This is a genomic window from Nocardia sp. NPDC057663, assembly GCF_042799895.1.
GTDB lineage: Bacteria > Actinomycetota > Actinomycetes > Mycobacteriales > Mycobacteriaceae > Nocardia.
Genome location: NZ_JBHVHX010000005.1, coordinates 370,094 through 389,446 on the forward strand (window position 1 = coordinate 370,094; position 19,353 = coordinate 389,446).

Annotated in this window: 19 protein-coding genes and 1 pseudogene; 12 read left to right on the plus strand and 8 right to left on the minus strand. The window is 67.0% G+C overall.

The window, feature by feature from the left end; translation table 11 throughout:
• The first annotated feature begins 120 nt into the window (after nt 1–120).
• Together ACFVAV_RS15325 and ACFVAV_RS15330 are read left to right on the plus strand one after the other, a co-directional pair.
• Complete coding sequence (locus ACFVAV_RS15325; protein ID WP_379035357.1) at nt 121–873, plus strand: tyrosine-type recombinase/integrase; 753 nt, start codon at nt 121–123, stop codon at nt 871–873.
• Entirely contained in the window at nt 816–992 is a 177-nt protein-coding gene (locus ACFVAV_RS15330; RefSeq protein ID WP_379035359.1) for a hypothetical protein, read from the plus strand. The genes ACFVAV_RS15325 and ACFVAV_RS15330 overlap by 58 nt, the downstream gene beginning before the upstream one ends.
• Nucleotides 993–1,004: 12 nt before the next feature.
• On the opposite strand, the gene ACFVAV_RS15335 is transcribed toward ACFVAV_RS15330, so the two are convergent.
• Nucleotides 1,005–2,030, minus strand: a complete 1,026-nt coding sequence (locus ACFVAV_RS15335) for a helix-turn-helix transcriptional regulator (protein WP_379035360.1) — start codon at nt 2,028–2,030, stop codon at nt 1,005–1,007.
• Between the two features lie 63 nt (nt 2,031–2,093).
• Here ACFVAV_RS15335 and ACFVAV_RS15340 point away from each other — a divergent pair, with 63 nt between their 5' ends.
• Nucleotides 2,094–2,879 carry an SDR family oxidoreductase gene (locus ACFVAV_RS15340; protein ID WP_379035248.1) on the plus strand — a complete coding sequence of 262 codons (786 nt, stop codon included), beginning with the start codon at nt 2,094–2,096 and terminating at the stop codon, nt 2,877–2,879.
• A gap of 103 nt (nt 2,880–2,982) precedes the next feature.
• Here ACFVAV_RS15340 and ACFVAV_RS15345 read toward each other — a convergent pair.
• The 4 genes and pseudogenes from ACFVAV_RS15345 to ACFVAV_RS15360 form a co-directional block, all read right to left on the minus strand.
• Nucleotides 2,983–4,809: pseudogene (locus ACFVAV_RS15345) on the minus strand (Tn3 family transposase).
• Complete coding sequence (locus ACFVAV_RS15350; protein ID WP_379035250.1) at nt 4,772–5,983, minus strand: DUF4158 domain-containing protein; 1,212 nt, start codon at nt 5,981–5,983, stop codon at nt 4,772–4,774. Before ACFVAV_RS15350 ends, ACFVAV_RS15345 begins: the two are co-directional and overlap by 38 nt.
• 168 nt (nt 5,984–6,151) lie before the next feature.
• Nucleotides 6,152–7,435 carry a sensor histidine kinase gene (locus ACFVAV_RS15355; RefSeq protein ID WP_379035252.1) on the minus strand — a complete coding sequence of 428 codons (1,284 nt, stop codon included), beginning with the start codon at nt 7,433–7,435 and terminating at the stop codon, nt 6,152–6,154.
• On the minus strand, nt 7,423–8,097 hold the full coding sequence (locus tag ACFVAV_RS15360; RefSeq protein ID WP_379035255.1) for a response regulator: 675 nt from the start codon (nt 8,095–8,097) through the stop codon (nt 7,423–7,425). The genes ACFVAV_RS15355 and ACFVAV_RS15360 overlap by 13 nt, the downstream gene beginning before the upstream one ends.
• 112 nt (nt 8,098–8,209) lie before the next feature.
• On the opposite strand from ACFVAV_RS15360, the gene ACFVAV_RS15365 reads away from it, so the two are divergent.
• Together ACFVAV_RS15365 and ACFVAV_RS15370 are read left to right on the plus strand one after the other, a co-directional pair.
• Nucleotides 8,210–8,428 (plus strand): hypothetical protein, encoded by a 219-nt coding sequence (locus ACFVAV_RS15365; RefSeq protein ID WP_379035257.1) that lies wholly within the window; start codon nt 8,210–8,212, stop codon nt 8,426–8,428.
• A 227-nt stretch (nt 8,429–8,655) separates the two neighbouring features.
• A complete protein-coding gene (locus ACFVAV_RS15370; protein ID WP_379035259.1) occupies nt 8,656–9,072 on the plus strand; it encodes a hypothetical protein in 417 nt (138 codons plus the stop codon).
• A gap of 258 nt (nt 9,073–9,330) precedes the next feature.
• Here the strand turns inward: ACFVAV_RS15370 and ACFVAV_RS15375 are convergent, their stop codons facing one another.
• Complete coding sequence (locus ACFVAV_RS15375) at nt 9,331–10,698, minus strand: wax ester/triacylglycerol synthase family O-acyltransferase (RefSeq protein WP_379035261.1); 1,368 nt, start codon at nt 10,696–10,698, stop codon at nt 9,331–9,333.
• Nucleotides 10,699–11,324: 626 nt separating this feature from the next.
• On the opposite strand from ACFVAV_RS15375, the gene ACFVAV_RS15380 reads away from it, so the two are divergent.
• From ACFVAV_RS15380 to ACFVAV_RS15390, 3 genes are read left to right on the plus strand one after another with little or no spacing between them, the layout of a single operon-like run.
• Nucleotides 11,325–11,918 (plus strand): sigma 54 modulation/S30EA ribosomal C-terminal domain-containing protein, encoded by a 594-nt coding sequence (locus ACFVAV_RS15380; RefSeq protein WP_379035263.1) that lies wholly within the window; start codon nt 11,325–11,327, stop codon nt 11,916–11,918.
• Nucleotides 11,915–12,382 (plus strand): pyridoxamine 5'-phosphate oxidase family protein, encoded by a 468-nt coding sequence (locus ACFVAV_RS15385; RefSeq protein WP_379035266.1) that lies wholly within the window; start codon nt 11,915–11,917, stop codon nt 12,380–12,382. Before ACFVAV_RS15380 ends, ACFVAV_RS15385 begins: the two co-directional genes overlap by 4 nt.
• On the plus strand, nt 12,357–13,322 hold the full coding sequence (locus tag ACFVAV_RS15390) for an acyl-ACP desaturase (protein ID WP_379035268.1): 966 nt from the start codon (nt 12,357–12,359) through the stop codon (nt 13,320–13,322). Before ACFVAV_RS15385 ends, ACFVAV_RS15390 begins: the two co-directional genes overlap by 26 nt.
• 220 nt (nt 13,323–13,542) lie before the next feature.
• On the opposite strand, the gene ACFVAV_RS15395 is transcribed toward ACFVAV_RS15390, so the two are convergent.
• Together ACFVAV_RS15395 and ACFVAV_RS15400 are read right to left on the minus strand one after the other, a co-directional pair.
• Nucleotides 13,543–14,523, minus strand: coding sequence for an Acg family FMN-binding oxidoreductase (locus tag ACFVAV_RS15395; RefSeq protein ID WP_379035270.1), 981 nt, complete (start codon nt 14,521–14,523; stop codon nt 13,543–13,545).
• Between the two features lie 64 nt (nt 14,524–14,587).
• Nucleotides 14,588–15,247 carry a DUF2267 domain-containing protein gene (locus ACFVAV_RS15400; RefSeq protein ID WP_379035273.1) on the minus strand — a complete coding sequence of 220 codons (660 nt, stop codon included), beginning with the start codon at nt 15,245–15,247 and terminating at the stop codon, nt 14,588–14,590.
• 529 nt (nt 15,248–15,776) lie between these two features.
• On the opposite strand from ACFVAV_RS15400, the gene ACFVAV_RS15405 reads away from it, so the two are divergent.
• From ACFVAV_RS15405 to ACFVAV_RS15420, 4 genes are read left to right on the plus strand one after another with little or no spacing between them, the layout of a single operon-like run.
• Nucleotides 15,777–16,058, plus strand: coding sequence for a hypothetical protein (locus ACFVAV_RS15405; RefSeq protein ID WP_379035369.1), 282 nt, complete (start codon nt 15,777–15,779; stop codon nt 16,056–16,058).
• Nucleotides 16,059–16,100: 42 nt separating this feature from the next.
• The gene (locus ACFVAV_RS15410) at nt 16,101–16,847 is read left to right on the plus strand and encodes an SDR family NAD(P)-dependent oxidoreductase (protein WP_379035275.1); all 747 of its coding nucleotides are present in this window, start codon (nt 16,101–16,103) and stop codon (nt 16,845–16,847) included.
• The gene (locus ACFVAV_RS15415; protein WP_379035277.1) at nt 16,844–18,370 is read left to right on the plus strand and encodes an AAA family ATPase; all 1,527 of its coding nucleotides are present in this window, start codon (nt 16,844–16,846) and stop codon (nt 18,368–18,370) included. The genes ACFVAV_RS15410 and ACFVAV_RS15415 overlap by 4 nt, the downstream gene beginning before the upstream one ends.
• Before the next feature lie 30 nt (nt 18,371–18,400).
• Nucleotides 18,401–19,324, plus strand: coding sequence for a universal stress protein (locus ACFVAV_RS15420; protein ID WP_379035279.1), 924 nt, complete (start codon nt 18,401–18,403; stop codon nt 19,322–19,324).
• Nucleotides 19,325–19,353: the final 29 nt, after the last annotated feature.

A 19,353-nucleotide genomic window follows, 5' to 3' on the forward strand; every position in this document is an offset into this window, starting at 1 on the left:
TGCCGAGTTCGTGCAGGGGTGACTCGGGAAACTATCTGCCGTAGCGCTGGAGGTCGGTTCTGATGGGTGTCGTGCGCAAGCTGTCGACTGTGGCGGGCGGAGTGCGGTGACGCGGTGCGGATGTTCTCGGCGACGATCACCGTCGCCAACACCCGCCGCGGTTACGCGGTCGCGCTCGATCGGCTCGTGGCCGACTTCGATGCGGACACCGATGTAGCACTGCTGGACCGGGAGCCTGACCGGATCAGTGGCTGGTTCACCTTCGTGTGGGGCGCCATGTCGCCCAAGACGTTCAACCTTCGGCTGACCGCGTTGACGTCGGCGTGCGCGTGGTGGCGGGAGCAGGGTTGGCTCGCCGGCGATCCGTTGGTCCGGTTGCGGGCGCGGCCAGTTGCTCCGGATCGCAGCCGGGTCATGACCCACGATGAGGTGAGCGAGCTGCTCGCCTCCGATGCCTCGCTGCGGGAGCGGACGTTGTGGACGATGCTGTACGAGACCGCCGCCCGTGCCGAGGAGATCCTGACTCTCGATGTCGGCGATCTCGATCCGGTGAACCGCTGCGCGACCGTGGTCCGCAAGGGCGGTGCCCGTGATGTCGTCTACTGGCAGACCGGTACCGCGCGGCTGCTGCCGCGCATGGTCGCGGGCCGTCGACGTGGCCCGCTGTTTCTCACCGACCGGAAGGCGAAGCCGTCGGTGGCGCTGGTCGATGTCGACCCGACCACCGGGCGGGCTCGGTTGTCGTATCGGCGCGCGGCGGCGCTGTTCGAAGAGCACACCGAGCCGATGACGCGGGGCCCGTTCACGCTGCACAGCTGCGGCACAGCAAACTCACGCACGCTGCGGAGGACGGTGCGTCTACCCCGATGCTGATGGCGTTGTCGGGGCACACGTCGGTGCGAAGCCTGGCCAAGTACACCCGAGTTTCGGCCGAGGCGCTGGGCCGGTGGCAGGCATCGACCGATCCGGCGTCACGGCGCCGCGAGCGGTGAGCTGCGGGCGCGTCAACTAGAAGGGGTAGTAAGCCCTTTCAGCGAACAGCTGCCTCTATGGAGTCCTGGTGATTCCGTAGGGTGCATAGCTGCCGTGTAGCGTGCCGCGAGCGTCGCGATGGCGGCCGCGAGCTCGGGCGCGTGGCCTGCCTCTAGACGAAAATCGAGGTCCATCGCGGCGAGGTATGCCGCGAGCAGTTGCGGGCTTTGTGCGCCGGCCTCGAGCGCGCTGGTGTGCGGATCGATCGGTTCAACCATCCAGATGCCGGTAGGTATGCGCGCTGCGACGGTTTCGGCAGGCGCGTCGACGATCACTCGGGCGGTGTAGTTCCACAGTGCGGCCATCCGTCCACGGGTCACGAATGTCGCGAGATCGCGCGCGGGGAGGTCTCTGGCGGTGAATCGGGGCCCGGTCGGCGTCTTCGGTGAGATTCGGTCGAGGCGGTAGCTGCGCCAGTCCTGGCGATCGAGGTCGTAGCCGACGAGATACCACCGGCCGCCGGAGTGAACCAACCGGTACGGTTCGACACGACGCTCGCTGGCTCTGTCGTGCCGATCAGTGTAGTCGAAGCGGAGCACTTCGCTGCGCTCGACAGTCGTGGCCACATCGCGAAAAATACTGGGTTCCACCGGATCTCGAGAGTTCGGTATGGCCTCAGCAACCGCGCTGATCGTGTGTAGCCGGTGACGCAGCTGGGGCGGGAGTAGCTGCTGGAGTTTGGTGGCCGCGCGGGCCGCGTCTTCGCCGATACCGACCACACCGGCACCGACGGCGGTGCGCAGAGCTACGGCTACCGCGATGGCCTCGTCGTCGTCGAGTTGCAGAGGTGGCAGTCTCGCGCCGGCGCGGAGTCGATACCCGCCTGCCACACCGGAAACAGCGTCGACCTGATAGTCGAGCCGCCGCAGGCGTGCGATGTCGGCACGGATCGTGCGGGTGTTCACGCCCAGACGCGACGCCAGCTCGGCCCCGGTCCACAGCCGTTGGGTTTGTAGGAGCCCGAGAAGCCGCAGCAGCCGGACACTGGTATCGACCATGGTCACCAGCGTCTCATCTATTGCGGAGCGATTCGTGCCGCGATCGATGCCACCGTTACCGACATGACTACTTCGACACGTCCATCTGCCAGACCGTTCCGACCGCTGGCGGGGCGAGGCGCCCTGGTCACCGGAGGATCGCGCGGCATCGGCCGCGCGATCACCAGCCGGTTGGCCGCAGACGGCGCCACCGTGGTGTTCACCTACGCCACTAGCTCCGATGCCGCCGACACGCTGGTCGCCGAGAACACCGAATCGAACGGGCAAGTATCGGCCGTGCAGGTCGATCTCGCCGACCCCGACCAGGTCACTGCTGGGTTCGCTGCGGCGGACGAGGTGTTTCGGACCGCGGGCGTCGGGCTCGACATTCTCGTGGCCAACGCCGGTGTATTCATCAGCGCACCACTGGCTGAGGCGACTGTCGACGAGTGGGATCGGGTGATGGCCGTCAACGCCCGAGGCACGTTCCTGACCCTTGCTCAGGCAACGCCGCGACTGCGTGACAACGGCCGGGTCGTCACGGTCTCCACTGTCGGCACCCATTGGCCGAGCCCTGGGGAAGCGATCTACGCGGCCAGCAAAGCTGCCGTCGAGCAGCTCACTCGCGTCGCTTCCCGCGAGCTCGGGCACAGGGGCATCACGGCCAACACCATCTCGCTCGGCCCGACTGATACCGATCTGCTGCGTGCCAGCGCGCAACCAGGCGCCGTGGAGGGGGCCGCTGCGATGACCGCACTCGGTCGCATCGGCCAACCTACCGATATCGCCGACCTCGTGGCGCTCCTCGTTCACCCTGACAGCCGCTGGGTCACCGGCCAGAACATCCGCGCCGACGGCGGATTGACCTGACCGAATACCCTGGTGTGCCGCTGAATTCCGTCGTCGATGCGCTGTTCTGGTCCGAGGTCGTGAGAATCGAACGCAGCCTCGACCCGCTGTCGCTGCCCGAAACCTAGTCCTGCCCGACCTGGGTGGGGTCGCGCAGCGGCCGGACGACTCCGCCCAGGTCGGGCAGTACGAAGCTGTAGTGTCCGTCCAAACCCAGGTGGGAGCGGATGAACGCTGAGAGCCGCTCGACGTCGGTATCGAGCACGGGATACCCCTGCTCGCGCAGTGCCTCGATGGCGTGGTTGAGGTAGACGGTGTTCCACAGCACGACGCAGTTCAGAACCAGGCCGAGCGCGTGAAGCTGGTCCTCCATGCCCTCGTAGTACGCCTGGCGCATCTCACCCTTGCGGCCGTGATACACCGACCGAGCCAGGTCGTGACGACCTTCGGTGAGGTTGGACTGGCGTTTGCCCTCCCGCCGGTACGGTTCGTCGTCGGCCAGCCGCAGGATGTGCAAGGTTTTGAAGATCCGCCCATAGTGGGCGATCGCTTCGCCCAACGCGGTAGGTCGGCCGTCGCGGGAGATCATGCGGGTGACCTCATGCGCGGACACCTCACCGGTGTTGATCGACACCGCGACCCGGCACATGTCGTCCCAGTGGGCGCTGATCTTGTCGGCGGCGATCACCCCACGCGCGGCGGTGTTCAACGGCCCGTAGTCGGCGCGGGTGTCGAACCGCCACAACCGCTGATCGGGCAGGTTCGCCAGCTTCGGCCGATACTGGAATCCCAGCAGGTGCAAAAGCCCGAACACGATATCGCTGTAGGAGCCGGTGTCGGTGATGATGACCTCCGGTGTCGGCCCGCCACGCTGGGAAAACACCACGTCGATCATGTTCAGCGAGTCCCGGGGCGTGCCGGAATACACGCGTGCCGCCAACCCTGCGGATTGGTCGTTGAGCATGTTCAACCAGGTGATCCCGGTGTGGCGGCCGAAGTACTTCGGGTTCGGTCGGGCGTGATGGGTGCGTACCGGCACCACGAACCGCATCCCGTCGATCGAGGCAACCAACCCACCGCCCCACGCCTGGGCCAGCTCGATCCCGGCCTAGGCGTCGACCAGGACGGTGTTGGCCGCGGCCAGGGTCTCGGCGCGGACGTAGCACTGATCGATATGCAGCAACCGGTTGCGGGTCAGCGCAGGAACGCCGGGGGTGGTGACCGGTTTGAACCCGACGTTCATCGCATGCCCACACAACACTGCCGCGACCGACAAGCCCAGGTCGGCGACGCGGGCGCGTTCCCCCGACACGTGGGTGAACGCCTCGACGAACCCCGGCAGCCAGCTCATCACCTCCATGATCAGCTCGGGCAGGTCGACCTCGGGCACCATCGCGGCGACTCGTTTCCGCAAGTCGATCAGCGACGCCGGTTCGGGTTTGGCCTCCAGCGCCGCCACATGCAGCCGGCCGTCGTCATCGATGCTGGCCGCGCTGTCCTCCCCGAGACGTTCCGCCAACTCCCGATACGCCGCGTCCACCGCTTCGGTGTGCTCGGTGAGAAGGTCGGTCGGCGCGGTGGGTAGGTTCAACGCGTTCATGCCCCGCTCACGGGCGGATTCCCATGCCGCGCCGTCGAGCAGGTGAGCGCGCGGATCACGCCACCGCTGCGAATCCACCGCGAAGATGCTGCGGTGCTTGAGATGGCGATGGAACTGTTCGAGCATGCACATCGTGTACGCGGCCTTGTCCACCGTCGCCTCCGGACGGCCCGGCACATAGACCAGCCGCCGCCACGCACCCACCACCAGGTCGTGGTCGACCGCACGGGCATCGAGCAGATGCGGCCCGAGCGCGCCGGTCGCCCGCACCGTCAGCAGCTCGGCAAGGGCACGCATCGCCGCCAGCACTCGCTCACCGTCCGGTGTCGCCCCGAACCGCACCCGGGTCATCAACGCGGGCAGAAACCGGGCGGACCGTGGACAACCGACCGGCCAGCTCGGTCAACCGCTGCCCATCCAGTTCCGAATCCCCAGCGGGCACAAGCTCGTCGATCGCGGCGACGGCATGCCGCAGCTCGGAGCGGGTGACCGTTTGCTCGATCAGATCCACCACCACCCCCAGCTCCACGTTCTGGTCGACCTCGACCATCTCCAGCAGCACCCTCACCGCGGCCGCGAGCTTTCCCGCGTTCCGCGACACCCTCGGGTAGCGGCGCACCTTCTCGTCCTTGGACTGCCGTTCGGCCTTGGCCAGCAACTGGGTCGTCATCAGCAGGTCGAACACCTCGAGCACGTCATCGACCGCCCGCGCCCGCATCGCTGTCGCGGTCGCGGCCAACACCGCAATCCGCTGGGTTCGCGGCTCCAGCCTCCGCAACGCCGAAGCCTTCCCCGACAGCCCATACGTGGCCAGACCGGTCAACCGGCGCGGCGGGATCATGCTCAGATCCACCTCACCCACACCGATCGCCTCGACATCCCTGAGCCGGTCCAGCGCCTTGAGAATCCCTCTCGACGACGTCCGGAACGCGCTCTTACGCAGCCGCTCCAGCTCACTCACCCGCGCCTTCGAGTCCGGCGGGACCTCCAACAACCGCATTAGCGCCGACACCGCGCTGGGACTGGCCTGGTCTGCGACCTGCACCCACAATCGTTCGTCGGCGATCTTGCGGCCCTCGGCGACCAAGGTCTCCAGCGTGGTGATGCCCGGAAGTAGCGCGTTGTGGGCACGCAGCCACTCGACCGCGCCGGCGAAGATCGCCTTCGGCCCGTCACCGGTCGTCCACGCCTGATCAGCGATCCACGCCGACAATTCGTCCGCGACATCAGCGAAGGCTCTAATCCCATACTCGCGCTGGATCTCCCACGCGTGTTCGAGTCGGGTCTTGTCCCGCTCGGTGTATGCCTTCGCACACGAGGGATCAGTGATCTCCAACTGCTCGGCCAGGTAGTCGATGAGATCGGCGGGAACATCGAGCGGATCGGTGAGGAACATCCCGACATTGCGGACCGTCACGACCTGGACCGCGAACCCCAACCGGTTGTAGTCACGGCGCCGGGCAGCGATCAGCCTGCGGTCCTCATCATCGAGGTAGCAGTACCTCTCCAGATCCTGTCGAGACAACACTCCAAACCGGCCGTATCCGCCATCACCGATCATCGCGACATGAAATCACCTACAGCCCAACACCGCTCACGGAACGACCGTCACGGCGCTTAGCGCCGGATTTCGGCCGGATGCTCCTCTAGTGCCCAGTCCTCCACGTTCAGCCGTCGCGGCGGAACAGCACGCCTAGAGCGCGGACCCGGGCGGCGGCAGCCGCAAGGTCGCCATCGCCCCACCACCAGCGACCGGTTCGATAGTCGCTGTGCCACTGTGTAGTTCGGCGATCCAGGCCACCAGCGCCAGCCCGATGCCGCTGCCACGCCCACCGGTGACGCCACGTTCGAACGGATTCGACGACAGCTGTGGCGCCAGCCCGGTGCCGTGATCGCGCACGTTCACCCGCCCCTCACCGACGTACACCTCGACGGGCGCGCGCGGATTCACCGAGCCGTGGGTGAGCGCGTTCTCCACCAGATTGCGGATGGCCAAGCTCAGCAGGCTCGGATCACCCACCACTACAGTCGGATTCGCGTGCAGCACGATATTGGCACCGTCGAACTCATCGATCACCGATTCGGTGAGCTGGTCGAGCAGCAATTGCACCCGTTCCATTCTGGTGACGCCCGACTGCATCCGGGCGCGCGTGAGCAGCCCGGCCACCACCCGCTCCATCCTGGCGCCGAGCGCCCTTGCGTTGTCCACCACCTGCTCGGTTTCCGCCGCCGAACGAGGGCGCGGCGCGGTGACGAGACGGTGGGTGGCCAGTGGGGTGCGCAGCTCGTGCGCGGCGTCACCTAGGAAGCGTTCCTGCTCGTCGAGCATCGTCAGCGCCTGCCGCATGCTCCGCCCCGACAGCAGATGCCCGGCCACCCCGGCCGCCATCGCCATGGTGACACCACCGACGACCAACGCCCACAGCAGCAGTGCGCGCCCACGGTCCCAGCCATCGGGATCGCCGCTGGTGATCAGCACGCCCTCACGATCGGAGTCCTCCCAGCCGAACGCGGCTGCGGCCAATCGCACGTCGCGCCCAGCGCTGTCGATGGAGTCCCGATAGACGGTCTCGCCTTGCTCGCGCAGCGCGGCGTCGGCCATGGCGGCGATCCCGCTCTCCGCGGGCATGTGCGAGCGCAGATGGCCGTAGTGCACCGTCCACCCACCGGTGCCCTGCGGGGTCACCACCAGGATCGCGATCTTGCCGCCGACCAGCTCCTGGCCGGGCAGCTCCGAGGTGTCGACCTCGTCGTCATCGTCGAGATAGACCCGCGGCACGAGCCCGGTCAGCACCCGGTCGAGCTCGCTGTCCAAGGCGTCGTCGCGGGAGCGCGCGTCGATCACCGCGGCGCTGACACTGAGCACGATGAGGCAGATGGCGGTGATGGCGGTGATCAGCAGGGTGAGCTGATTGCGGGTGCGGCGCAGACGTGCCACCGCGGGCCGCGGATCGGAGGTCGAGATCAGCGTGCGCATGCCGCCCCGCCGAGGACAAAACCCGCGCCGCGAACCGTGTCGATCACCTGCGGCGGCCCCAGTTTACGACGCAGACCAGCCATGACGGCGTCGACGACATTGGAATTGGGCTCGGCCATCTCGTCCCAGCAGGCCTCGATCAGTTCCGACCTGGTCACCACCGTGCCCGCCCGCGCGGCGAGCAGCTCCAGCACCGCGAACTCCTTCGGTGTCAGCGTGCGCAGAATCCCGCCGCGCTGGACCCGGCGACGGGGCAGATCGATGTCGATGTCGCCCAGCACAACTCGCGTCGGCGCGGGATTGTCGCGACGCCTGCACAGCGCCCGCACCCGAGCCGCCAGTTCGGCGAGTGCGAAGGGCTTGGTGAGGTAGTCGTCGGCGCCGTGCTCGAATCCCGCTATGCGGTCGGACAACCCGTCACGGGCGGTGAGCACCAGCGCAGGTACCCGGTAGCCCGCAGAACGATAGGCGGCGATCAACTGCACACCGTCACCGTCGGGCATACCCCGGTCGACGACGAGCACGTCATATCGATTCACCGAGATGTTCATATCCGCGTCGGCGAGACTCTGCGCCAGATCGACCGCGAATCCGGCTTTTCGCAGCCCGGTCGCGATCTGTTGACCCAGCTTCTCGTCGTCCTCCACCACCAACACACGCACGAGCAGCGAGGGTAACCCACCCCCCGCCGCATTTCCATCATGAAATTCTCATGGTCGATCACATGGAATGGGCTCAGCCCGGGAGCCACCGGGTTGGTACGAAAGGAAAGCCATGAAGATCAAGACCGCGATCGCCGTCTCCGCCATCACCCTGGGCTCCATCGCCGCGGGTGCCGGGCTGGCCACCGCCGCCCCGCTGGCGCACACCGGCTGGGTCGGCAACTACGCCACTTTCGAAGCGTGCGCTGCCGACGGCAACTCGCCGATCACCGGCGGCTCGCAGTGGGAGTGCGTCGAGGTCATCGGCGGCTGGGATCTGTACACCTACTGATCCACCCCCGCTCACTGCGGCCCTCGATGTCGACTCCCCGAGACATCGAGGGCCGTTTGCCGTTGTCCCGGCCGCTCGTCCGGTCACGAAATTCTCACGACAGGTACGGAAGTATCGCTACTGGATCAGGTACGGCAGCTCTGGCTCGCCGACCGAATGGACCCGACAACCCCGCCGAGCTTCCTCGCACACGCCTGGCGGGTGCCGCATCACGAGCTGCCCTCGCGATGCGGACTCGTCCACAGCCACGCGCTACCCGATACCGCCTGATCCGGCGCACCCGCCGTTACTTCCCGCCGGCGGGTGCGTCCCCTCCCCGGATCGATCAGAAGACTGGGGAACGCTTCGCGATAGCGCGCAACTGCTCTACTTCCTTCGGTGACATTGCCTGCGACCCGGTACGTGAGCGGGATGGTACCGATGGTGGTGCCGGAACCATCGACGATCTCGACGGCGGCAGCTTCGCGCTGCGCGCGACCCAGGTCTCCCAGGTGCTTCCGGTGCGCGACATCAATTCCCAGCAACGGTTCATGGACGAGCTGAACAAGGCCTCGTTCGGCGGCATGGTCGGCACCGGGGGATGCCGCCGCCGGTCATGGCCAACGCCACCAGATAGTGGGGAATCGCCAGCAGCCACCATGTGACCAGGACCAGCCCGCGTGAGAGCGGCTCGTCCAGATCCCCGCGCAACTGCACCGGATTAGCGGGTTCGAGAGTTTCCATCAGGGGCTTCTTGTCGAGGTGGTGACCTGACTGTCGCATTGATCCGGCAGCTGTTCGCCTATCGACGGTGTCGCCGTGGCCGGCTACGCTGCCCGGCGTCGGTACCGACGACCATCTCGCAGTGGCATTTCTCGACCGGCGACCGCCATCTACCGTGTATCCGTCCTGTGGGGCGGCGACTACTCGATTGAATCTCTGGCACGGGAAATACGAGTGAGATGGGCTTGGGCCAGCAACTGGGCGATACCGGATTCGATACCCTCGGCGATCAGGGCGATATCGGGTGTGGAGTCGTAGTCGCCGGTAATCCCGAAGAACAAGCGGTCGTGGTAGCTCAAGATCGCGATCGTGGTGCGCAGGCGCATCGCGATGGGGATGCAGGGCAAGATTTCCAGCACCTCGCGCTTGTTCAGGGTCAGCTGTCGGCGCGGGCCCGGCACGTTGGTCGCCAGTGCGGCGACGCTGTGTTGCGGGAAGTGTCCGGCCAGCCGGAAGGCCCACGCCCCTACTGCGAAAGGCAACGCTTCTGCCATCGCCAACATCGATCTCTCGGCCTCGGCTTCGCCCCTCGCACGATGATGAGACACCCGTTGGTGGATGGCGCGGAGCCGCTCGACCGGGTCGACCAGCTCCACCGGCAGATACGGAAGGAGCGCCGAAATACGGTTGTCCATCACGAATGTGGCGTCGGTGGGCCGTGTGGACACCGGCACCAGAATGCGTACCTTTTCCGCCGTCGGCTGCTCGCCGCGCTGGTGCAGAATCGTGCGGTAGGCGCCGGTGACCGCGGCCAGTGCCACATCGTTGACCGACACCCCGAACACCGCCCCGATCTCGCGGACTTCAGTCATCGATGCCCTGGCGACCACATATCGTCGCTGCTGCCCGATGGGTCCGTTCAACGACGACGCGGGGCTCGGCGTCACAGCGGCGAACACGACGGGAACCAGGCTGCGCATCATCGCGACAGCGAAGCGGGGTGCGGTGACCGGCAGGCTGATCCCTTTGGCCACCAGGTCGAGTAGACCGTTGCCCGATGGGACCGGGGCCGGTTTCGGCTCTGTGGCGGGGCCGTCGTCGGGTGGATCGCACAGCTGCTCGAACAAGGTGATTCCCGAGACTCCGTCGACCATGCTGTGGTGGGCTTTGACGATCAATGCCCAGCGGTTACTGCTCAGCTGCTCGACGACGACGCATTGCCACAGCGGATGGTCTCGGTCGAGCCGTTGTTCCAATTCGGTCGCGATGAGCTCTTGCAGCGTCGACTCGTCACAGGGTGCGGGCAACGCGGTCCAGCGAATATGGTGTGCCAGATCGAAATGAGGGTCTTCTTCCCATGTCGGGGCGGTCAGGTCCAGCCGCGATCTGCGCACTCGCTGGCGCAGGCGTTCATAGCGGTCGAGTCGCTGCTGCAGCCACGCGATGAACTCGGCGCGCGTCGGCGCCGGTCCTTCCACGATCGCAGCGGCACCGATTCCCAGGCTGATGTGCCGGTCGGTGTCCTCCAACTCCATAAACCCCCAGTCCAGGGGATGCAGCTCACTCATCGGTCGACCTCGCAGTAGACGTGACAGCCGGGCGGTCGTGCCGTACAGGGAAATGGTGGGCACGGCCACTGGCTCAATGCTCTCGTGTAAGGGTCGGGATGGTTAGAGAACATGGTCCCGACCAGCGCGCCGAACTGCTCTACCGGTGAAACCGTCCGCACCCGTCACCAGGTTCTGGCAGATGCTGGACCGATTCGCGTCCAGCCGTCGCGCACAGGCGCATCGCGGTGGTCGCCGGGTTCCGGGCGAACACGAGCGACACCGGTTCGGATGGTGTCGGCGCTGCCGAAGGTCCTCCCACGATGTGTCATTCAGCCCTACGGAGTACGGGTGAGGCGATGGTGATGTAGGTGCAGACAGACCACACCGATATCGATGACATGAAAGTGGGGACGGGTCGCGTGGCAACCACCGAACAGCCTTTACCTGATCTGCATTCAGGACTGACGGTAACCACTCACGGTCCGGTCGACCCCACCACGGCCGCACGCGCGGCACGCCAGATCGGTCGCGCACTGCGCAGACACTCCATCGGAAGCGGGCGTGTGCGACTCACCGCCGTATCCGATGCCGACGCGCACCTGCTGATCCAGGTGAACACCTATCGGCACGACGAGCCGGTCCGTGTGCAGATCAGCGGCCCGCGCGATTTCGCCGCGGCCATCGCCGCCGAGCGGCTGGACCGTCTGCTCACACGACTACACCCTGAGACCGCGGCATCGCGGCGTTGGCCCGATCCGTCGCGTCCGGTCCTCGCCGCGGTGACCGAGCTCGGTCGGATCGTCCGGCGCAAACGCTGTGAGCTGGCCACCACCAGTGTCGAGACCTCGGTGCGAGTCATGGACGCGATGGACTTTGACGCCCATTTGTTCACCGACGCCGAGACCGGCGAGGACGCGATCGTCTACTGGGCGGGCCCACTGGGTGTCCGGCTTGCACGCCAGCATCGGATGCAGCTTCCCGCGGCGTCGCACGCTATGGCGATCACCGTCAATTCCCATGCCCCACTGCAGCTCACCGACCTCGAGGCCGCGGATCGCCTGTGCGCCTATGGGTTACCGTTTCTGTTCTACTCCGACGCCTATGACCGGCGCGGGCGGCTGTTGTACCGCCGCTACGACGGCGACCTGAGCCTCGTCGAGCCGATGTCGCCGACCTCTTCTCAGGCCGGCATGTCCGTAGCTGCCTGCGACACCGCACAGGCGGGCTCGGACTCGTGAACGACACCGAACCCGACCGGCGCATCGTCGACCTCGACCGTGCCACCGCCCTGGGGCTGCTTGCCTCGGCACCGTTCGGCCGGATCGTGTTCATGCGCGATGCATTGCCTGCTGTGCGACCTGTCAATCACCTGGTCGAGCACGACGACACCGTCATCGTGCGTACCGGAGTCACCTCGAAGCTGACCACCGCGGTCGGGGGCAACTCCGTGGTGGTGGTCACCTACGAAGCCGACGACATCGACCCCATCGACCGTCTCGGATGGTCGGTCACGGTGACCGGGCTCGCACGACCGGTCACCGACGCCGATCGGATCGCCCGCTACGAGCGCATGCTGACCCCATGGGTGGACAAGACCATGGATTCGGTCATCGAAATCGAGACCACCATCGTCACCGGTATTCGTCTCATCGACTGCGGAAGGACAAACCACCACAATGCACCGCGATCTGACACAACGTGAGATCCTCACCGAGCTGGAACCGGTCGCCGAAAGTTGCCTCAACAGCCATCTGCGGATGAGCAAGCAATGGCACCCCCACGACTACATCCCCTGGGACCAGGGCCGCAACTTCGCGATGCTCGGCGGAACGGACTGGGATCCCGAGCAGTCCGCACTCAGCGAAGTCGCCAAGGCAGCCATGATCACCAACCTGCTCACCGAGGACAACCTGCCCTCCTATCACCGTGAGATTTCACAGAACTTCTCCCCCGACGGCGCCTGGGGCACCTGGGTCGGTCGGTGGACCGCCGAGGAGATGCGGCACAGCACCGTCATCCGGGACTACCTCGTCGTCACTCGTGGCGTGGACCCGGTCAGGCTCGAATCAGCGCGAATGAGACACATGAGCAACGGATTCACCGCGGGGACAGCCGAATCCGACAACGACAGCGGTGCGGGTCTGCTGTATTCGGTCGCTTATGTCAGTTTCCAGGAACTCGCCACCCGCGTCACCCACCGCAACACGGGCAAGGTGTGCCGCGACGACATCGCCGACAAGATGCTGCAACGGATCGCCGCTGACGAGAACCTGCACATGATCTTCTACCGCAGTGTGTGTGCCGCGGCGTTGGACTTGATCCCCGACCAGACGATCGAAGCGATCGATACCATCGTTTGTAACTTCCAGATGCCCGGTGCGGGTATGCCCGACTTCCGCCGCCACGGCGTGCTGATGGCCAAACACGGGGTCTACGACCTGCGCCAGCATCTGGAAGAGGTCTTGAATCCGGTTCTGCGGCAATGGCGCATCTTCGAACGCAGCGATTTCACTGCCCGCGGAGAGCGAGCCAGAGAACACCTGGCCGCCTTCCTCGACGACCTGGAGCAGCAGAAGATCCCCAGGTTCGAGGAGCATCGCGATCGGGCGCTGGCCCGCGACAGAGCTCGCGCCCGCGCCTGATCCCAGCCCAGCCGACACCCACCAAACCCGCCGCCACCGCGAGCAGGACAACACCGGCGACCGGATCGGGACCAGGGTACGCGGTTTGTGCCATCACTTGCGGCACAAGCATATCCGGCACCCCTGACAGATTCCGTTTTCTATCTCGGATCCGCTACGGAAGCGGAACCTCGTGGTGGAGTCGTTCTCGATGCGGCGGGCGGTCGGCGGTGTCGAGCCGTCACTGGTCTTGCCGATGTACTCCAGAGACGTCGCGGGACGTGTCGACCTCGAGGATGCTGTCGATCGGGCGGCGTGGAGTCCGCGGGGGTGGTGGCGTTCGTGCGGCGCCGATCCGCACCAGCACTTGAGGGTGGGGGTGCCCGACGAGATCGGCGACCAACGCCCGGGACGAAGGAAGTTCCACGACATGGGAGACGGTGCATGTCGACAGGCCCTGCACAGTGCACTCGACCAGCACCGCAGACAGCGCGTATCCGCAGTCGAGCAACGCCGCGGCCGAATCGCCCTCGGTGGACAGGACCGCGATCCTGGCCTCGTCGTCGACGTCCTCGCCGACCGGTTCAGCTGTCCCGGCCGGGAATTCCCGGCCGAGGGGAGCATGGCCTCGGTCGGCAGCCGAGAGCCGAGCCGCGGCGGGGACTCCGGCGTTGCCCTGATCCGGGCCTGCGGTCCACCAGGTCAGTTCGGAACCGTATTGGGGGTCGTAGCGGCGTAGACGCGCCGTCAATTCCGAGATCCGGCGAAGCTCACCGGCCCCGTTCTCGTCGAGAAACGTCACGTTCGTGTGGGATCTGCCTGCGAGGAACTCCAGTACCTGCGGCGTCGTGGCCCACTCCGGTGGCGGGTCCATCGGCATCCGGTCGCTGTAGCGTGCCTCGACCGCTCGACCGAGCAGCTGTTCGGGTTCGCTGGGTGCGTGCGGGTGTCGAGGCTCCAGCGAGGCGACATGCGCGCGAACGGTTGGGTCCGGGAAGCGCGACACCAAGGTGTCCCAGCCCGCCGCAGCCCAGGCGATGTCGGCATGGTGCAGCATCACTCCACAGCCGAGGATGGCTTCGCGGTTGAACATGTCGGTCGCGGGCAGCATCCGCTGGGTATCCACATACAGCGCCGCGCCCGATCCGTCCCAGCGCCATCGCCACGGCTGACTGTTGTGCAGCGACGGCGCCCGCGCCGCACGCTCGAAAACTGCACGCACGGTGTCAAGGTCAGGGTGTTGCTGGATCATCATCGCAAAACCTCGTCGTCGCAGGGCCAACAGGTCATCGACCGGCCGTGAAGCCACCGGCCAGCACCAGGTCGTGCGCGCGACGCGCGGCCTCGGCCGTGCGGGTGGAGTCGGTGGAGTCGGTGGGCAACTGCTCGAGCCCGTGGGCAAGTGCCACGACAGCCTCGGTCAGCGTCGTCATGTGCTGCTCGAGGTGGGTGAGACGGTCAGGTGCCAGCTGATCGGGCGCGCCGATGTCGTCGGGCAGGCGAAGCTCGCCCGCGATATCGGATGTCACCCCGTACAGGAGGCGATACAGCGTGATCGGCATCCCGGTGAAAATCCGGGCGAGCAGCCCCGGGGAGAACTGTTCGTCGAGCGCGTAGGTCACCGCCGCCACAACGGCGGGAACCTCGGCGGTCTCGATCCCGGCCTCGCGCGCGAACTGGGCGTAGAACTCACGCACACCGTGCCGCACGGGGACATGGCTGGGCACCCAGTTCTCGTAGTAGACCCCGCGCAGCAGTTCGGGCAGCTGCGCCGACAGGTGTGCCGAACTGTCGACCCCGATCCGATCACGCACCGTGTGCAGCCATGCACGCAGTGCACGCAGCGCGAACCGGCGGTCGTCGGTGTCGAGAGTGTCGGCCACCGCACGCAGCCACACGTGGGCCGTGTGGACCGTCGGGGCCAGCGGATCATGGTTGGTCGACATGGTTTCTCCTGGTCGTCGAAGCGGACACATCGATTCGACCAGGCCGCGGAGACGGCGACCAGGGCACACCGGCCCCATGGCCGGTGCCGTTGGTCGTCACCTCGGCTACGCGCCGGAGCCGTGCTCGAGGGCAGCGATCGCCGTGCGCAGGCGTGCGGTGGCATCGGCGACGACCGGCTCGAGCGCTGCCTCAGATGGAACCTGAGCGGGGCCCGGTGATGCGCGAGCGCTTGCCGACTGAGATTTACGCTCGGCACGGTCGTTGTCAGCGTGTACTTCCCGCATCGTAGGTCTGACCAACCGTTGTCGTACAGCCCGATGTCCGTGTGGAGCAGGTGGGTCCTCGGCCCACAGCGTGGCGACGGCGCTGAGACCAGCGTGGCACGGACGCCCACCGCCCACGAGCCGGGTGGGGCACTCGTCGGGGCCTTATGCCCGCCCCACCGGGACCTTCGACCGTATCGGGGTGTGCGCGTGCCGACGGAGGCTGGAAGCAGACACGGATCCGAGCGGGAACGAGGAAACCGAGATGGGCGAATTCGTCACCGAGTTCAGTGGATTGCGCCTCGCCGACGCCGACCGTGCCGGAGGCAAGGGCGCCAGCCTCGGCGAACTCGTCGCCGCGGGTCTGCCGGTGCCCCCTGGCAGCCCCGATCTGCACGTGATGACCCCGTTCGTGCGCACCCGCTGGGAGCTGGAAGCATGCCTGGAACTCATCGAGGCCAGCGAGCGGGCCGTCGCCTCCGCCGAACGCCGGATCCTGCTCGACTACGCACTCACCTACCCCGCGACTCCCGCGCAGCCGGCCTGAACACTCCCCTTTCGCACATCACGACAGGAAGGTTCGATCATCATGGCTACTGATCTCCACGGACGCAGCGTCGTCGTCACCGGCGGCGCACGCGGCATCGGCGCGGCTGTCGTGCACACCCTCGTCAAGGCCGGTGCGGGCGTCGTCGTCGCGGACCTGCTCGAACACGAAGGTCATGACACAGCCTCTGCCCTGGGACCCCAGGCGATGTTCTGCCACCTCGACGTCACCGACGAAAGCGAATGGCGGCGGGTACTCGATGACGCCGAAGCGAACTTCGGGCCGCTGGCGGTGTTGATCAACAATGCAGGCATCGTCGATTTCGGTGGTGTGGAGTCCGAATCGCCCTCGCAGTTCCGTCACGTCCTGGATGTGAACCTCGTGGGCTCCTGGCTGGGCATGCACCTGGCCGCGCCGCGGCTGCGTGCCGCCGGCGATGGTGTCATCGTCAACGTGTCCTCCACCGCCGGTCTCATCGGCTACTCCGGCGTCGCCGGCTACGTCGCCAGCAAGTGGGGGTTGCGCGGACTGACCAAAGCGGCCGCGCTCGAGCTCGGGGCGGCCGGAATCCGGGTCTGCTCGGTGCATCCAGGACCGATCCGCACCCCGATGACCGCCGACATGGATCCCAGTGTCGTCGCCGGCCAACCTCTTGCGCGTTTCGGAGAGCCGGAAGAAGTCGCGGCGATGGTCGGGTTCATCGTCACCGAAGCCACCTTCTCCACCGGTTCGGAGTTCGTCCTCGACGGCGGTGCGACCGCTGGGGCCTCTCTGGTACTGCCCTCATGACACCAGCACCCGGATCGGCCAGTTCCCCACCCGCGGCGCAGGTGCACGAAACCCACACCGGGGTGGTGCTGCTGTGCGGGGACCGCGCGTACAAGGTGAAGAAGTCGCTGCGTACCGACTTCCTCGACTTCACTACACCGGCCCGGCGCGAACGTGCCTGTGCCCGCGAGCTCACGCTCAACGCGCGACTGGCACCGGATGTCTACCTCGGGGTCGCGCACCTGAGCGACCCCGAGGGCGGGCCCGCCGAACCGGTCCTGATCATGCGCCGCATGCCCGAGCAGCGACGATTGTCGGCGCTGCTCACCGCAGGAACCGTGCCCGCGACCGAGCTGGCGGCGCTGATCGATCTGCTGGTCGAGTTCCACAACGGCGCACGACACGGCCCCGACATCGACCAGGCAGGCACCTGCAGCGCTGTGCGCGGCCGGTGGCGCTCGCTGTTGGACCCGCTGCGTGCAGGCTCGGCCGACCTCGTCGATCTCGCGCTGCTCGACCGGATCGATCGCCGCGCGATGCGTTACCTCGAGGGCCGGACCCCGCTGTTGGAGGCCAGGATCGCCCGCGGGTGCATGCTCGACGGGCACGGAGACCTGCTGGCCGAAGACATCTTCGATCTGCCCGACGGTTTCCGGGTGCTCGACTGCCTGGACTTCGACGATCGATTGCGCTGTGTCGACCGGCTCGACGACATCGCCTTTCTCGCCATGGATTTCGAATTCCTGGGCCATCCCGAGCTGGCCGACCAGCTTGTCGCGGACTACCTTCGCGCGGCCGATGATCCCGCACCGGCGTCGCTGCGAGATCACTACATCGCCTACCGGGCCACGGTACGAGCGAAGGTGGATATGATCCGCGCCGGTCAAGGCGATCGGACCGCCGGTCAACGCCTGCGCCAACACCTCGAAATCGCCGCGGACCGCCTCGACCGCGGTGCAGTACGCCTGGCCCTGATCGGGGGGCTGCCCGGGACCGGCAAATCCACTGTCGCGGTGGCACTGGCAGCCAGGACCGGGTCCGTGGTGCTGTCCAGCGACCACCTGCGCAAGGAACTGGCCCAAGCCGGGGAGATCGGCGGCGACATCGGCCGATTCGGAGCCGGACGATATTCCGCGGCCAACCGGGGCCGGGTCTACGACGAACTCCTCGACCGCGCACGTGAACTGCTCGCCGGCGGAGTCTCGGTGATCCTCGATGCGAGCTGGACCGATCCCGGCGACCGTCGCCGCGCCGAGGCACTGGCGACCGAGCTGGCCGCCGAACTGGTTGCGCTGCAGTGCCAGTGCCCCACCGAAGTGGCCCACCAACGGATCCGGCAACGCCACGGCCACGAATCGGACGCGACCGTCGACGTCGCCGACGCGATGGCCGCCCGCGACACCGACTGGCCCGACGCTGACACCGTAGACACCGGCGGCGCGCTCGCCGAGTCCGTCGCGGCCGCCTGCAGAACCTGGCACGGTGGCACAAGGGCCTGCCCGCGCGCCGCACCCGAGGACATCGCGATCGTCCACCCCGCGTGAACAAGTTCACCGGATCCAAGGAGAACGACCATGCCTTCCCACAGCCAGAGCCTGCACAGCGACAGCCCCCACCGCACCGCCTCGGCCGCGGTCGTCGTCGGCACCGACGGATCGAACGGATCGGTCCCCGCCGTGCGCTGGGCCGCCCGCCTCGCCGCCGACCGCGACCGCACGCTACATATCGTGCACTGCACCGACCCGATCGCCGACAGAACACCGCGCAGCGCCTACGACGCGTTCATCTACGCCACGATGCAAGACATCCGCCTTGCCGCCGAACACGTGCTGGCCACCGCCCGCGAGTACGCCCTGACCGTCGCACCCTCGCTCACGGTGACCACCGAACTCGCGCCCGGCAATCCCGCCCGAACACTCATCGACGCCTCGGCGCACGCGCATCTGGTCGTCCTGGGCGCAGCGGCCTCGGCGGGGGCGATCGCCCACCTGGGTTCGACGCTGCTCGCGGTGACCTCGCACGCGCACGGCGCGGTCGTCATCGTGCGCGGCCCCGAACCCGATCGCCGCAGCGGTCCCGTCGTCGTCGGTGTCGACGGCAGCAGCGTCGGTGAGCCCGCCATCGGCGCAGCGTTCGCCGAAGCCTCCCTCCGTGCCGCCGAGCTGGTCGCCGTCCACGCGTGGAGCGATCTGACACAGGGACAATTCGGCGGCACCAGCTACCTCGAGATGCCGATCGACGACTTCGCCGTCGCCGAGGAAGCGCTGCTGGCGGAACGCCTCGCCGGGTGGGCCGAACAATTCCCCGACGTCCTCGTGCGCCGGGAAATCGAGGTCTACGGGCCGCGTGAACGGTTGGCCCACTGGTCGAAGACCGCGCAACTGCTCGTCGTCGGCAGCCGCGGCCGCGGCGGATTCCGTGGCCTGCTGCTCGGGTCGACCAGCAACTGGCTGGTCCAACACGCCGACTGCCCGGTCATGGTCGTGCACCACGACTGACCCACCGATCAGGGCATATGGTCCCCGCC